General features: G+C 73.7%; 13 protein-coding genes. 8 read left to right on the plus strand and 5 right to left on the minus strand.

Annotation, left to right across the window (positions count from 1 at the left end; translation table 11 throughout):
* Positions 1–52: 52 nt before the first annotated feature.
* Entirely contained in the window at positions 53–958 is a 906-nt protein-coding gene (locus ACW9J6_RS04735) for a transporter substrate-binding domain-containing protein (RefSeq protein ID WP_457115288.1), read from the minus strand.
* Positions 959–1,139: 181 nt separating this feature from the next.
* On the opposite strand from ACW9J6_RS04735, the gene dgcN reads away from it, so the two are divergent.
* The 6 genes from dgcN to ACW9J6_RS04765 all read left to right on the plus strand — a co-directional run bounded on the left by dgcN (position 1,140) and on the right by ACW9J6_RS04765 (position 5,885).
* Complete coding sequence (gene dgcN / locus ACW9J6_RS04740) at positions 1,140–2,162, plus strand: N-acetyltransferase DgcN (RefSeq protein WP_457115289.1); 1,023 nt, start codon at positions 1,140–1,142, stop codon at positions 2,160–2,162.
* On the plus strand, positions 2,159–3,136 hold the full coding sequence (gene dgcA, locus ACW9J6_RS04745; RefSeq protein WP_457115290.1) for an N-acetyl-D-Glu racemase DgcA: 978 nt from the start codon (positions 2,159–2,161) through the stop codon (positions 3,134–3,136). Before dgcN ends, dgcA begins: the two co-directional genes overlap by 4 nt.
* Positions 3,137–3,143: 7 nt before the next feature.
* Positions 3,144–3,770: a DUF938 domain-containing protein gene (locus ACW9J6_RS04750; protein ID WP_457115291.1), complete on the plus strand. Its 627-nt coding sequence runs from the start codon at positions 3,144–3,146 to the stop codon at positions 3,768–3,770.
* A 67-nt stretch (positions 3,771–3,837) separates the two neighbouring features.
* On the plus strand, positions 3,838–5,199 hold the full coding sequence (locus ACW9J6_RS04755) for an NAD(P)/FAD-dependent oxidoreductase (RefSeq protein WP_457115292.1): 1,362 nt from the start codon (positions 3,838–3,840) through the stop codon (positions 5,197–5,199).
* A gap of 73 nt (positions 5,200–5,272) precedes the next feature.
* Positions 5,273–5,590: an EthD family reductase gene (locus ACW9J6_RS04760; protein ID WP_457115293.1), complete on the plus strand. Its 318-nt coding sequence runs from the start codon at positions 5,273–5,275 to the stop codon at positions 5,588–5,590.
* Between the two features lie 10 nt (positions 5,591–5,600).
* Positions 5,601–5,885, plus strand: a complete 285-nt coding sequence (locus ACW9J6_RS04765; RefSeq protein ID WP_457115294.1) for a hypothetical protein — start codon at positions 5,601–5,603, stop codon at positions 5,883–5,885.
* A gap of 643 nt (positions 5,886–6,528) precedes the next feature.
* Here the strand turns inward: ACW9J6_RS04765 and ACW9J6_RS04770 are convergent.
* The 3 genes from ACW9J6_RS04770 to ACW9J6_RS04780 form a co-directional block, all read right to left on the minus strand.
* Positions 6,529–7,575: an oxidoreductase gene (locus ACW9J6_RS04770; RefSeq protein ID WP_457115295.1), complete on the minus strand. Its 1,047-nt coding sequence runs from the start codon at positions 7,573–7,575 to the stop codon at positions 6,529–6,531.
* A gap of 122 nt (positions 7,576–7,697) precedes the next feature.
* The gene (locus tag ACW9J6_RS04775; RefSeq protein ID WP_457115296.1) at positions 7,698–9,275 is read right to left on the minus strand and encodes a heme biosynthesis HemY N-terminal domain-containing protein; all 1,578 of its coding nucleotides are present in this window, start codon (positions 9,273–9,275) and stop codon (positions 7,698–7,700) included.
* Positions 9,276–9,432: 157 nt separating this feature from the next.
* Positions 9,433–10,839 (minus strand): COG4223 family protein, encoded by a 1,407-nt coding sequence (locus ACW9J6_RS04780; protein ID WP_457115297.1) that lies wholly within the window; start codon positions 10,837–10,839, stop codon positions 9,433–9,435.
* Between ACW9J6_RS04780 and ACW9J6_RS04785 the strand changes: the two genes are divergently transcribed.
* Positions 10,820–11,566, plus strand: coding sequence for a hypothetical protein (locus ACW9J6_RS04785; protein WP_457115298.1), 747 nt, complete (start codon positions 10,820–10,822; stop codon positions 11,564–11,566). The two genes, ACW9J6_RS04780 and ACW9J6_RS04785, sit on opposite strands and share 20 nt — an antisense overlap.
* A gap of 102 nt (positions 11,567–11,668) precedes the next feature.
* Here the strand turns inward: ACW9J6_RS04785 and ACW9J6_RS04790 are convergent, their stop codons facing one another.
* Positions 11,669–12,457 carry a uroporphyrinogen-III synthase gene (locus ACW9J6_RS04790; RefSeq protein ID WP_457115299.1) on the minus strand — a complete coding sequence of 263 codons (789 nt, stop codon included), beginning with the start codon at positions 12,455–12,457 and terminating at the stop codon, positions 11,669–11,671.
* Between the two features lie 95 nt (positions 12,458–12,552).
* Between ACW9J6_RS04790 and tsaD the strand changes: the two genes are divergently transcribed.
* Positions 12,553–13,602, plus strand: a complete 1,050-nt coding sequence (tsaD, locus tag ACW9J6_RS04795; protein WP_457115300.1) for a tRNA (adenosine(37)-N6)-threonylcarbamoyltransferase complex transferase subunit TsaD — start codon at positions 12,553–12,555, stop codon at positions 13,600–13,602.
* Positions 13,603–13,613: the final 11 nt, after the last annotated feature.

The raw sequence follows: 13,613 nt of genomic DNA on the forward strand, positions 1-13,613 counted from the left end.
GCCAAGGGGGAGGGTTCATCGCGTCGCGCCAGCCCCCGCCGCGCCAGCGAACTCAGTACATCGCCGGGTCGGGACTGTCGCTCGGATGCGCGAATGCCTTCTGCAGGGCGGCATCCATTGGCAGGTTGAGGTTGATGTTGCGCGGCGGGATCGGCTTGGTGAACCACTTGTCGTAGGTCGCCTTGCCGTCCGGGCTCTGGTAGAACGCGGCCGTGGCGTCGTCGATCACCTTCTTGAAGGGCGCGTCGTCCTTGCGCAGCATGATCCCGTAGGGCTCGGGCTTCGAGATCGCGTCCGCCGAGATCATGTAGGCGTCCGGCTCCTTCGAGGAGGCCGCGAGCGAGGCGAGCAGCACGTCGTCCATCACGAAGGCCACCGCCCGGCCGGTCTCCACCATCAGGAACGCCTCGGCGTGGTCCTTGGCGGGGAGAATCGTGATCCCGAGCTTGTTGGCCGCGTTGTACTCGTTGATTTGCCGGATATTGGTCGTGCCGGAGGTCGACACCACCGTCTTGCCCTTCAGATCATCGAACTTGCTGACGTTGCTGGCCTTCTTCGCGACGAAGCGGGTGGCGGTCAGGAAGTGGGTGTTGGTGAAGGCGACCTGCTTCTGGCGGTCGACGTTATTGGTGGTCGAGCCGCATTCGAGGTCGACGGTGCCGTTGGCGATCAGCGGGATGCGCGTCGCCGAAGTCACGGGGTTCAGCCTGACCTCCAGGTTCGGCATGGCGAGCTTGACCTTCACCGACTCCACCGCTTTCAGGCAGATGTCCATGGCGTAGCCGACCGGCTTCTGATTGCCGTCGAGATAGGAGAACGGAACCGAGGAATCGCGGTAGCCGATCGTGATCGCGCCGGTCTCCTTGATCTTCTTCAGGGTGCCGGACAGGTCTTCCGCTGAGGCCGGAAGCGCGGCGCAGCTGGCGACGAGCAGGGTCAGCAAGCGTTTCAGGGCCATTCACTTTCTCCTTTTGGGCGGGCCCCTACGTCCGCCACGCGGAGCGGTGCGTCAAGGGTCTCCGGCGTCCGGCCCGCCGCCGCGCCGGTTGCGCAACGCCCGCCCAGGCGCGAGAAGAAGGGGCTGCCCCCGCGGCACGCCGCTTGCCCGCCCTGATCGCCCTCGCGCCGGACCGGACCGTATGCAGATCGCGACGCCCTACCTGATGTTCCTCGGCGACGTGCCCGATCGCCTCGCCGCCAAGACCGCCTACGGCATCGCCGACTGGCGGCCGGACTGGTGCGTCGGACAGCTCCGCCTGCCCGGCTGCGCCGCCGATCTCGGCATTCCCGACCTGCCGATCGCCGAGGCGGTCGCCCGGGGCGCGCGCACGCTCGTCGTCGGCGTGGTGAATGCGGGCGGCAAGCTGCCGGACCACTGGGTCGCCTCGATCGTGGCAGCGCTGGAGGCCGGGCTCGACGTCGCGAGCGGCCTGCACACGCGCCTGGGCTCGATCCCCGCCGTCGCCGAGGCCGCCGCCCGGCACGGCCATCAGCTCCACGACGTGCGCCACTCGGATCAGCCCTTCGAGACCGGCAAGGGCACGAAGCGGCCGGGCCGACGGCTCCTCACCGTCGGCACCGACTGCTCGGTCGGCAAGAAGTACACCGTGCTCGCCCTCGAGAAGGGCATGCGCGAGCGCGGCTTCGACGCCGATTTCAAGGCGACCGGCCAGACCGGCGTGTTCATCTCCGGCCGCGGCGTCGCCATCGACGCGGTGGTGGCGGATTTCATCTCGGGCGCCGTCGAGTGGATCTCGCCGGCCGCTGCGCCGGAGCACTGGGACCTGATCGAGGGCCAGGGCTCCCTGTTCCATCCCTCCTTCGCGGGCGTGAGCCTCGGCCTCCTCCACGGCGCCCAGCCGGACGCCTTCGTGATCTGCCACGAGCCGACCCGCACCCGCATGCGCGGGGTGCAGCATCCCCTGCCCTCGATCCAGGCGGTGATCGACCTGACGATCCGCTGCGGCAGCCTCACCAATCCCGAGATCCGCCCGGCCGGCATCGCGGTGAACACGCAGGAACTGGAAGAGGCGGAGGCCCGCGCCTTGCTGGAGCGGCTTGCCGCCGAGCATGACCTGCCGGCGACGGATCCGGTGCGCTTCGGCGTCGCCGGGATCGTGGATCGTCTCGCCGCCCTCTACCCGGCGGGAGTCGGCGCGTGATCCGCCTCGACGTGGAGGTCGAGACCTGGCCCATCGCCGGGAGCTTCACGATCTCCCGCGGCAGCCGCACCGAGGCGGTGGTCGTGGTGGCGCGGGTGAGCGACGGCACGGCCACTGGCCGGGGCGAGGCCGTGCCCTATCCCCGCTACGGCGAGACCGTCGAGGGCGTCCGGACCCTCGTCGCGGCGCAGGCCGAGGCGGTGGCCGGCGGCGTCACCCGCGCGGACCTCCTCGCGCGGATGCCGCCCGGCGCCGCCCGGAACGCCCTCGACTGCGCCCTGTGGGATTTCGAGGCCAAGCGGACGGGCCGCTCGGCCTACGCGATCGCCGGCATCGCCCCGGGCCCGGCGACGACCGCCTACACGCTCAGCCTCGGCACGCCGGAGGCGATGGAGGCGTCGGCCCGCGCGGCGGCCACCCGGCCGCTCCTGAAGGTGAAGCTCGGCGGCGAGGGCGATCCGGCCCGGATCGCGGCGGTCCGCCGCGGCGCGCCCGCCGCTCGCCTGATCGTCGATGCCAACGAGGCGTGGCGGCCCGAGACCCTCGCGGAGAACCTCGCCGCCTGCGCGGCCGCGGGGGTCGAGCTGATCGAGCAGCCGCTCCCGGCCGCCGATGATGCCGCCCTCGACGGCATCGCGCGCGCGATCCCGCTCTGCGCCGACGAGAGCCTGCATCCCGGCGGAGGCCTCGACGCGCTGGTCGGCCGCTACGACGCCATCAACATCAAGCTCGACAAGGCCGGCGGCCTCACGGAGGCGCTGTCCCTGGCCGAGGCCGCGCGCGCCCGCGAACTCACGATCATGGTGGGCTGCATGGTGGGCACCTCGCTCGCCATGGCGCCGGCGATGCTGCTGTCGGGCCTCGCCGCCTTCGTCGATCTCGACGGGCCGCTGCTGCTCGCCCGCGACCGGGAGCCGGGCCTGCGCTACGAGGGCAGCATCGTGCATCCGCCCGAACCGGCCCTGTGGGGATGAGGGCACGATGCTGGGCTGGGACCTCTCCGGCGACGCCCTGACCGCCCCGGCGGTCGCCCGCAACCGGGAGCCGATCCTGGCCGTCCTGCGCCGGGTCCTGCCCCCGGCCGGGCTCGTCCTGGAGGTCGCGAGCGGATCAGGCGAGCACGCGGTGCACGTGGCCGCCGCCCTGCCGGGCCTGTCCTGGCAGCCGAGCGACCCGGAGCCCGCCTGCCTTCGCAGCATCGCGGCCCATGCCCGCGCGGCCGGCCTCCCGAACCTGCTCCCGCCCCTCGCCCTCGACGCGCGCGACGCCGGATGGCCGCTGCCGCGAGCCGACGCGATCGTCGCAATCAACATGATCCACATCGCGCCCTTCGCGGCGACGGAGGGCCTGATGCGGGGCGCCGACCGCCTGCTGCCGACGGGAGGGCTCCTCGTGCTCTACGGTCCCTTCACGATCGACGGCGCCCACACCGCCCCGAGCAACGCCGCTTTCGACGCCGACCTGCGCGGGCGCGATCCCGCCTGGGGGCTGCGGGACGTGGCCGCGGTCGCGGCGGAGGCGGGGACGCGCGGGCTCTCCTTGGCGGAGTGCGTCCCGATGCCGGCGAACAACCTGATCCTGGTGTTCCGGGCGCGCGGGCCCGGCTAGCCGCGGGGTGGACGTTCGTACGCCTTCCGGGGCCGAACGCCCTTCCCCATCGTCCCGCGCCTCGGGCATGCTCCGCTCCGTGATCCGGAGCGCAGCCAGCGAGGGAGAGGGCGGAGTGACGGAACGGCACAGGATCGTGGTCGTGGGCGGCGGCGCCGCGGGCCTGCAGCTCGCGACGAAGCTCGGCGACCGCTACGGGCGGCGGGGCGCGGCCGAGGTCACGCTGATCGACCGCTCGCGCACCCACATCTGGAAGCCGCTCCTGCACGAGGTCGCGGCCGGCAGCATGGATGTCGGCCACCACGCGGTGGACTACCTCCACCACGCCCACGCCCACGGGTTCCGCTACCGGATCGGCGAGATGATCGGCCTCGACCGGGCCCGCCGGGTGGTGAGGCTCGCCGCGAGCCACGACGCGGAGGGCCGCGAGGTCACGCCGGCGCGCGAGGTCCCGTACGACACGCTGGTGATCGCGGTCGGCAGCGCCAGCAACGATTTCGGAACGCCGGGCGTGAAGGATCACGCCATCGCCCTTGACACGCCGGACCAGGCCCAGCGCTTCCACCGCCGGCTGATCAACGCGATGATCCGCGCCCACGCGCAGGAGGCGCCGGTGCGGCCGGGCCAGCTCCACGTGGCCGTGATCGGCGCGGGCGCGACCGGCACCGAGCTCGTGGCCGAGCTCCACCGGACGACTCGCCAAGTGGCCGCGACCGGCCTCGACCGGATCGACCCCGACAAGGACCTCAAGCTCACCCTAATCGAGGCCGCCGACCGCATCCTGCCGGCCGTGCCCGAGCGCCTGTCGCAGGACGTGATGGCGCTGCTCGCCGGGATCGGCGTCGAGGTGCGCACCCGCGCCCGGGTGACCGAGGTGCGGGCGAACGGCGTGATGCTGGCGGACGGCAGCTTCATCGAGTCGGAACTGGTGGTCTGGGCGGCGGGGGTGCGGGCGCCGGACGTCCTGCGCGACCTCGACGGCCTGGAGACCACCCGCAACAACCAGCTCGTGGTGCGCCCGACCCTTCAGACCACCCGCGACGAGGCCATCTTCGCCCTCGGCGACTGCGCCTACCTCATCGACGACGCGACGCAGAAGCCGATCCCGCCCCGCGCCCAGGCGGCGCACCAGCAGGCGACCCACCTGCTGCGGCAGATCCCGCACCGCTTCGCCGGGCAGCCGCTGGCCCCCTTCCGCTACCGGGATTTCGGCTCGCTCGTCTCGCTCGGCGAGTACACCACGGTCGGCAACCTGATGGGGTTCATCCGCGGGCGCAACGTGTTCATCGCCGGGCTGTTCGCCCGGATGATGTATCAGTCGCTCTACAAGATGCACCAGCAGGCCCTGCACGGCACCTGGAAGGTCGCGCTCGACACGGCGGCCCGGGCGCTCACCCGGCACACGGTGCCGCGGGTGAAGCTCCATTGAGGGCGGTTGCGCCGGCCCGGGATCGGTGCTTCGGTGACCCGGGCCCGCACGGGCCCGGGAGGACACGACGCCGATGATCCTGGTCAGCGTGATGTATCCGGGCGGCGCCTCGCCCGCCGCCTTCGACCTCGACTATTACCTCAAACACCACATGCCGCTCGTGCGCGAGCGCTGGTCCGGCATGGGCCTGGAGAAGGCCGAGGTGGTGAAGGCCGCCGCGACGCCGGATGGCAGCCCCGCCCCCTTCCAGATCATCGCGCTCCTGAGCTTCCGCTCTCTCGACGACTTCCAGAAGGCGGTCGCGGCGCACGGCCAGGAGATCTTCGCGGACATCCCGAACTTCACGCAGGCCCAGGCGCAGGTGCAGATCAACGAGCCGCAGGCGTGGTGAGACGCGGGCGATGATCGACATCGTCGCGATCGTGAAGGAGCAGCACCCGGATCTCGGTCCCTATTTCGTGGTGCTGCGCCCCCTCTCCGGCCTGGTCGCCCCGGATGCGCCGGACGATCTGGCCGAGGAGGTCAGGGCCTGGGCGGCCACCGAGGCGCCGAGCGCCCGGCTGTGGCGGCGCGCGGTGACCTACGCGCTCTTCCCGGGCTGGCCCGAGGAGACACGTCATCTCGAGGTGGTGTCCCTGGCGAGTGCCGCCGAACTCGCCCGGTTCGCGACCCGCTGGACGCATTGAGGCGCGGCTGACGGGACGAAGCGCGGCTGTTTTCGCTGCGCTTTCTTGTTCGAGCCGTGCTTAGTCGACAATCGATTGCGCTGTTTTTGGATCGAGCCGGATCCCCTCTCCCGAGTGGGCTGCCGTGGGCGCACGTCTTTGTAGCCGGTTCATCAGCTGAACGCTTCTGGAAAACACAACACTCCTCATGCTGAGGTGCTGCGCAGCAGCCTCGAAGCACCCTTGACCGTCAATCCAAGAGAAGTGCGCCTTGGATATACTGTTTCTGGGTGCTTCGAGGCTCCCTTTGGTCGCACCTCAGCATGAGGAAGAGGGTTTGTTGCCATCAGCCGGGTTTGAAGCTATGGCTCATCATTACCTGAGTGGATGAAATCCATCGTTCTTCAGGTCTGCCGGCGTCGATTGGTTCTTGCGATGCCCTGCGACCGATCGCGCAGCGGATGCGGCTGAGCGATGAAGGATCCGCTCGAAGTCTGATCGATCGGAACGATCATCCTTTCGATCGGGAGAAATGTCTCCCCTGTCCCCGGACAGGCGCGCGCGTGTGCGGATAGGGCACGCGCACCCGCCGAGGTGAGGCGTCGGAAGCGTGGAGCGAAGCCGGGCCGCCCGCCATCCCCCGCCGCGCGTTCGGAAGCTCGCCTCACTCCGAGGCCACCGCGACGGCAGCGCCCTCGCGGGCCGAGGTTGCGGCCGCCTCCAGGCAGGCCATGACCTCGACCGCCTCCCGCGTCGTCCTGTCCGACACCTCGCCGCGCAGAAGCGAACCGGCGACCTCCGCGTAGAAGCGCCGCTGGTCCCCGTCGAGGGCGGGCGAGTGGCGCACGGTCCCGCTCCCGTCGTGGATCTCCAGCGCGTCCGGGTCCCGCCCCCATCCGGGCGAACCCGGGACAATGCCGGCCAGCAACTGGCCTTCCTGGGGATCGGGGTGCCGCTTGACGAGGCTCCCGCCCTCGCCGTGGACGACGAAGCGGGACGACCCGCCCGCGACGAGCATGCTGGCCTGCAGCACGACGCGCAGCTGCGGATAGTCAAGCACCACGTGTGCCCAATCGTCGGCCAGGGCGCCGGGGCGCAGCCGCGCCAGGTTCGCACTCACCCGGTCGGGCAGGCCGAACAGCTGCAGCGCCTGGTCCAGGAGGTGCGGGCCGAGATCGTACCAGATGCCGCTCCCGGGCCCACCGCCCTCCCGCCAACGATCCCGGACGACCGGACGAAAGCGATCGAGGCGCGATTCGAAGTGCCGGACGGAGCCGATGACGCCCGCCGCGAGGGCGGCCGCGACGGTCAGGTAGTCGCTGTCCCAGCGCCGGTTGTGGAACACCGCCAGCAAGCGGCCGCGGCGGACGGCCAGCGCGCGCAGCGCCCGGGCCTCGGCGAGATCGAGGGTGAACGGCTTGTCGACGACGACGTGCTTGCCCGCCTCCAGGGCGGCCCGGGCCAGCGGCGCGTGGCTGTCGTTGGGCGAGGCCACCACCACGAGGTCGACCGCGTCCGAGCAGGCGACCGCGACAGGGTCGGCCAGGACGGCGATGCCGGGCAGGTCGGCATGGACCTTCTCCGGATCGCGTGAGCCGACCAGTCGCAGGTCGAGGCTCGCAACGGCGCGGATCAGGGGCGCGTGGAAGGTCTTGCCGGCGTAGCCGTAGCCGATCAGGCCGACGCGGATCCGCGGATGATCGATCGCCACCCTTGCCTCCTTCGACGGCGCGGCGGCCTCGTCCGGCCCGCGCGGCGTCGCGCGCGGGAGACGTAGCGTTCGCGGCGAGCGTCAGCCGCCGCGTGGGGAAGACCTCGCCCGCCGGACGAGGGTCACACCACCCGACGCGGCCGCTCCAGGAAGGAGGCCTCCTCCTCCTTCGGCTTCGGCGACGGGAAGACCACCGGCGTGGCCGTGGCCGCGAAGGGCGGCGCGGAGGGGTCGAGGCCGTTGCCGGCCGGCCGGGCGGCCGGCGTCGGCTCGGTCGCCGCGGGCTGCGTCTTTGTCGCGGGCTCCTTCTTGGGCTCGGGCTCCGTCTTCGCCTCGGGCGCGGCCGGTGCCGGCAGCGGGCCGGGCGCCTCGGGAGCCTCCGTCTCGTGCGGGAGGTCGCGGTCTGAGTGGCTGAGAAGCTCGGGCGGCGTCTGCCACACGAAGGCGTCGAGGCGCCCGCTCACGGGCGAGATCGGCGCCCAGCGGTCGGAGACGATGCCGTCCGCGCACCAGGCGGGATCGCGCTTCGCGTGGGTCGCGCGGGCGAGCCACTCGCGGGCGCGCCCGCTGCCGCGGCCGTGCTCGGTCTCCTCGATCTCGGCCATCAACAGGTAGACGCGCTGCGTCGGCGCCTCCGCCAGCAGCGGCTGGAGAACGTCGCGCGCCCGCCCGAACTCGCGGGATTCCAGGGCGGCCCGTGCGATCGCGAATCGCGCCTCCGGGTGCCAGGATGAGAGCCGCGCCAGGGTCTCGGCGCGGGCGAGGCGGTCGCGGCTCGAATCACCCGGGCGCAGGTCGAGATAGACCCGCGCGAGGTCGGGATGGGGATTGGCCTTCCACGCCGCCTCGACGACCCGGGCGGCCTTCTTGAGCTCGGCCCGCCGGGCGAGGAGGCGCCCGGTCACCGCCGCGGCCGGAACCAGGTCGGGGGCGAGGCGCACCGCCTCCCGGCCCTGCGCCAGCGCCCGCTCGGGGTCGCCCGCCTCCAGTTCGAGGGCGCTCGCGGTGAGCAGCACCGCGCGCTGCCGACGCGCCGCCGCCTTGTCGGACAGGCCCAGGGAGGCGCGCCGCGACACCGTCTCCAGGGCGCCGCCCCAGTCGCGGTCCGCCGACTGGGCCTCCAGCACCGCCTCGTTCGCCCAGGACACGCCCGGAGCGAGCCGCGCCGCCTCGTTGGCGTAGGCCCGGGCCGTCGCCTCGTCGCCCTGCCGCCGCGCCTCCAGGAACAGCCCGCGCAGGCCGAGCACCCGGGTCTCCGGCGCCTCGGTCATGCGGCGGAAGGCCCGCTCGGCCCCCGCGCGGTCGCCCGAGATCTGTGCCGCCTGGGCGGTCAGCAGCAGCGCGAGCGGCTCGGCGCCGAGCAGGCGCTCCGCTTCACCCGCGTGGCGCCGGGCCGAGGCCGGGTCGCCGGAGCCGACCGCCACCATGCCCCGCGAGAGCGCCTGGAAGCCGCGCGCCCGGCGCCGCTCGCGGCTGTTCACCCGCATCCGCCGCGGCAGGTGCAGGAGGCCCCGGGCGAAGGCCCAGACGAAACCGAGCACCACCGTGAGGACGAGGACCCCGATCAGGGCGGCGTTGAGGCTCGTCGCAACCTCGTACCCGCCCCAGGTCACGGTGACGGCCCCGGGGTGGTCTGCGAGCCAGACCGCGCCGTAGGCGGCAAGGGCCAGGAGGGCCAGGAAGGCGAGTGCGCGCCACATCGGTTCTTCTACTCCTCAGGTCCGCGCCCGGCGCGGCGTGGGGCTCGCGCCCCTGGATCTCCGTGGTGGACGCGCCCGGCTGCGGTCCCGGACACGCCCCCGACCGCGCCAAGAGGGCAGGCCCGACCCCCGGCCGAGGCCGGAGCGGCCGGCCCCGTCAGCGGGACGCACCCGACAAGGCCCCGAAGGTGGCGGCGAGCCGCGCCCGTGCGGCCTCCCCGGCGGCAGCGCGGGCCTTCAGCGTGTCGCCGAACTCCGCCGCATTCTGCCGGGCCGCCTCGGGCAGCGCGTCGAACGCGGAGGCGGCCTCCGCGATCGCCCCCCGGTCGAGGGCGCTCTGGAGCTTCGCCACCGCGGCCTCGGTCGGGTCGCCGGCCGGGCTCGCGGCGCCGGCGCCGCTCGGGCCGTCCGCCTTGCGCACCGACACGATCGATCCGGCCATGCTCGCCAGCCGGTCCGTGATGCTGCCGGTGGTCGCCATCTCGCGCTGCTGCCGCGCCCTCGCCTCCGCCACGAGGCGGTTGCCGATCGGACGGAAGGTGTCCGCGAGGGCGGCGGCGGTCGGCGCGCCCTTCGCGGCGAACCGGTCCAGGGGGGCGAGGGACGCGGCGTCGTCCGGACTGAGCTGCTTGAGGGCGGCGAGCGCGTCCGCGTAGGGCGCGCCGGTCGCGAGCGCCGTGCCGATCCGGTCCGCGGCCACGGCGCGCAGGCCGGCCTGAAGAGACCCCGCATCCGCGCGGCCCTTCAGGTCGCGGGCGAGATCCGCGAGGCGCTGGTCGTCCGCCTTGCCCCTGGCCTGAACCTCCTGCTGGAGCGCGTCGAGCTTGCCGGAGAGCGCCTTGCTCTCCTCCTGCCCGGCTCCCCGCGCCTGGCCGAGATCCGCCTGCAGCGCCTTGAGTCCGGCATCGAGCCCGTCGAGCCGGCCCCGCAGCTCGCCCGTATCGGCTTTGCCCTGGAGGTCCTGCAGCGACCGGGCGAGGTCGTCGATCTTCTGGCGCAGGGCGGGATCGCCCCCCTGGTTCTTCTGCAGGTCGGACAGGCGCTGGTCGAGCCCGTCGAGCCGGGCCTGAAGCGGCCCGAGATCCGGCGCCGGAGCGGCGGCTTGCGTCGCCGGCTCGCCCGAACCGGCGGGCGCGGAGACGGCGGGGGCCGGCGATCCGCTCTGCCCCTGCTTGGCCGCTTCGGCCGCCTGGGCCGACGCAGACTTAGCGGCCGCTTCGGCGTTGCGCACCGCCTCGGGCAGCGGCCGCAGGGTCCCTTCGGCCGCCGCGAGGCGCTGGTCGAGGGCCTGAACGCTGTCGCGGGTCGCGAGCCCGGCCAGGCGCTGGTCGAGCGTGGCGCCACTCTCCGCGGGTTTCGGCAGGAGCCCGGAGGCCGGGCCGTAGGTCTGAACCCCGTAGAGCAGCCCCGCCCCGACCACGCCGCCGAGGAGCGAGGCGGCCAGGAGCGAGCCGAAGCCCGCGCCGCCGCGGGCCGGTTCGGACAGAGCGGACGCCGTCGCGGCAGGCCCGGTCCGGACGGCCTCAGTCCTGGTGCCGTCGGTCTTGGTGCTCTCCGTCCTCACGGTTTCGTTCTTCGCGCCGACCGTCGCTCCGGCGGGGCCCGTCTTCGGAACGGAACTGGACATCGATCCGGTCGGGCCGGACGCTCCCGTCGACCCCGGCCGCGGGCCTGTCGCGCTCACCCCGGATCCGCCCGGGCCAGTCGATCCTGAGGCTCCCGAGGGTCCGGAAACGCCCTTCGCGGCGAAGCTCGCCGCGGCGGCTTGTCCGGTGTTTCCGCTCGTCCCGCTCGACGCCGCGGCGCCTGTCACCCCCGCCGCGCCGGCTCTGGGCGGCTCGGAGACCGATGAGGACGGCTTCGCCGAAGAAGAACCGGCCGAAGAAGAACCGGCCGGAGAGGAACTGGCCGATGTGGGACCGGTCGAAGTCGCGTTGGCCGAAGTCGCATTGGCCGAGACCGAGCTGGCCGGGGACGTGGACGCTGCCGGCGCCGGGGTCGGCTTGGTCGCGGCGGGGCCCGCGCCGAGGCCGGGCTTCGGTGACTCCGGCGGCTGCGGCGACTCGGGCGGCTTCGGCGCCGCCGCGGCCGGACCCGAGGCGGGCTTCGGCGGCTCTGCGGGCTTGGCGGCCGGGCCGGACGGACCCTTCCCGGGTGTCTCGGCGACGCGGGTCGCCTTGAGGTCGATGATCGGCCCGTCCGACGGGTTGGGGCCGCGTCCGCCGGGCCGGTTGCGGGATTCCGGGTTGTCCTTGTCGGATGGGGTCACGGCCGAGGATCCTCACGACTGAACGGGGCCGCGCGCGCGGAAGATCCGCGCCGGTCCTCCGGGGCCCGGCGGAGCGGGTCCCGAGAGGGACGGCGCGGCCGACGGCCGCTCTTATGCGCCGTCCTTAGCACCGGTCATGGGCCAGGCGCGAGCCCGCTTGCGCGGGCGACACGCAGGCGAGGCCGGCGAGAAGGTCGTCCTCGTTCGGCTCGCCCGCGACGAGATGGGACGCGATGCCCGCCGCGACCAGGGGCGCGGCGCAATCCGCCGACAGGCAGAGATGGGCGAGGCGCGCGAACTCGGCCTCTCGCCCGGCTTCCCGGGCGAGGCCGAGCGCGGTCGCGGCGCTGCGCCGGGAATAGTGCAGCGCCGCGTCGAGACCCGCCCCGGCGAGCGCCGCCGCGATCGCCTCGGGCAGGCGGGGCACCGGGCGGGCCGCGTAGGCGATCCAGGCGGTGAGGCGGAACCCCCGCGCGAGAAGGGCCGCCGCGGGTTCGGGCTTGCGCTCCTGGCCCGCGGCGTGGAGGAGGCGCGCTCCGGGTGGCAGGCTCTCGGCAACGAGCCGGGCCAGCGCCGTCGCGTCGCCCCCGGCGACGCGCGGATGCGCGAGGCCGGCGGCCTGCGCGGCCTCGGCCGTGCGGGAGCCGACGCAATAGGCAGGCAGGTCCGCCCAGGCCGATCCGGCGACCGCCGGCACCGCGCTGGCGCTCGTGAGGATCAGGGCGTCGAAGGGTCCCTCCGGCGCCGGGGCGTGGCTGGGCGCGAGGTCGAGCACGGGCGCGAGGAGCGGGGCGTGGCCGAGCGCAGCGAGCCGCGTCGCCGTGCGCGCGCCGGCCGGCAGGGGCCGCGCGACCCAGACGCGCAGGGAGACCCCGTCCGGGCTCGGCGCGCTCTCGCTCACATCGCCTCCCATCTTTGCGGGCCCGGCCTCCCGGGTTATCTGGTCCGTCAGCATACCGGGCTCGGCGCCGCGCGCCATCCCTCCGGCTTCCCGCGAGCGCGACCACGATGAACGTCCTCGGCATCGAGACCACCTGCGACGAGACGGCCGCGGCGATCGTGACCGCTGCCGAGGACGGGCAGGCGGTCATCCGCGCCAACGAGGTGCTGAGCCAGATCGCCGAGCACGCCGCTTATGGCGGCGTGGTGCCGGAGATCGCGGCCCGCGCCCATGTCGAGGTGCTCGACCGGCTGATCGACCGCGCCCTGGACGAGGCGGGCTGCTCGTTCGACGACCTCGACGGCATCGCGGTCGCGGCGGGGCCGGGGCTCATCGGCGGGGTGCTGGTCGGGCTCGTCACCGCCAAGACGCTCGCCCTCGTCACCCGCAAGCCCCTGCTCGCGATCAACCACCTGGAGGCCCACGCCCTCACGGCGCGGATGACCGACGGGATCGGCTTCCCCTACCTGCTGCTGCTGGCCTCGGGCGGCCACACCCAGCTCGTCGCCGTGAAGGGCGTGGGCGAGTACCTGCGGCTCGGCACCACCATCGACGACGCGATCGGCGAGGCTTTCGACAAGGTGGCCAAGCTTCTCGGCCTCGCCTATCCGGGCGGGCCGGAGGTGGAGCACGCCGCGGAGGGCGGCGATTCCGAGCGCTTCGCCCTGCCCCGCCCGATGCTGGGCCGGCGCGAGCCGAACTTCTCCCTGTCCGGGCTCAAGACCGCCCTTCGCGTCGAGGCCGAGCGCATCGCGCCCCTGTCGGACCGGGACGTGGCCGATCTCTGCGCGAGCTTCCAGGCGGCGATCGTCGACGTGGTGGTCGACCGCGTGCGGGTGGCGCTGCGGGCCTTCGGGGCGGTGGCCGGCCACCCGACCGCCCTGGTCGTGGCCGGCGGCGTCGCCGCCAACGGCGCCCTGCGCCGGGCGCTGACCCAGCTCGCGGGCGAGGCCGGGCTACCCCTCGTGGCCCCGCCCCTGCCGCTCTGCGGCGACAACGGCGCGATGATCGCCTGGGCCGGGCTCGAACGGCTGCGGCTCGGCCTCGTGGACGACATCACGGCGCCGGCCCGCCCGCGCTGGCCCTTCGCGGAGGCGCTCACCGGGGCGGTCCGGTGAGCGCGATCGCC

This window comes from Methylobacterium sp. JK268 (genome assembly GCF_054052225.1).

What these genes read in the sequence shown, in the direction of transcription:
- ACW9J6_RS04735 (WP_457115288.1), bottom strand. Translation starts at nt 958, where the DNA reads ATGGCCCTGAAACGCTTGCTGACCCTGCTCGTCGCCAGCTGCGCCGCG.
- dgcN (WP_457115289.1), top strand. Translation starts at nt 1,140, where the DNA reads ATGCAGATCGCGACGCCCTACCTGATGTTCCTCGGCGACGTGCCCGAT.
- ACW9J6_RS04750 (WP_457115291.1), top strand. Translation starts at nt 3,144, where the DNA reads ATGCTGGGCTGGGACCTCTCCGGCGACGCCCTGACCGCCCCGGCGGTC.
- ACW9J6_RS04755 (WP_457115292.1), top strand. Translation starts at nt 3,838, where the DNA reads ATGCTCCGCTCCGTGATCCGGAGCGCAGCCAGCGAGGGAGAGGGCGGA.
- ACW9J6_RS04760 (WP_457115293.1), top strand. Translation starts at nt 5,273, where the DNA reads ATGATCCTGGTCAGCGTGATGTATCCGGGCGGCGCCTCGCCCGCCGCC.
- ACW9J6_RS04765 (WP_457115294.1), top strand. Translation starts at nt 5,601, where the DNA reads ATGATCGACATCGTCGCGATCGTGAAGGAGCAGCACCCGGATCTCGGT.
- ACW9J6_RS04775 (WP_457115296.1), bottom strand. Translation starts at nt 9,275, where the DNA reads ATGTGGCGCGCACTCGCCTTCCTGGCCCTCCTGGCCCTTGCCGCCTAC.
- ACW9J6_RS04790 (WP_457115299.1), bottom strand. Translation starts at nt 12,457, where the DNA reads ATGGGAGGCGATGTGAGCGAGAGCGCGCCGAGCCCGGACGGGGTCTCC.
- tsaD (WP_457115300.1), top strand. Translation starts at nt 12,553, where the DNA reads ATGAACGTCCTCGGCATCGAGACCACCTGCGACGAGACGGCCGCGGCG.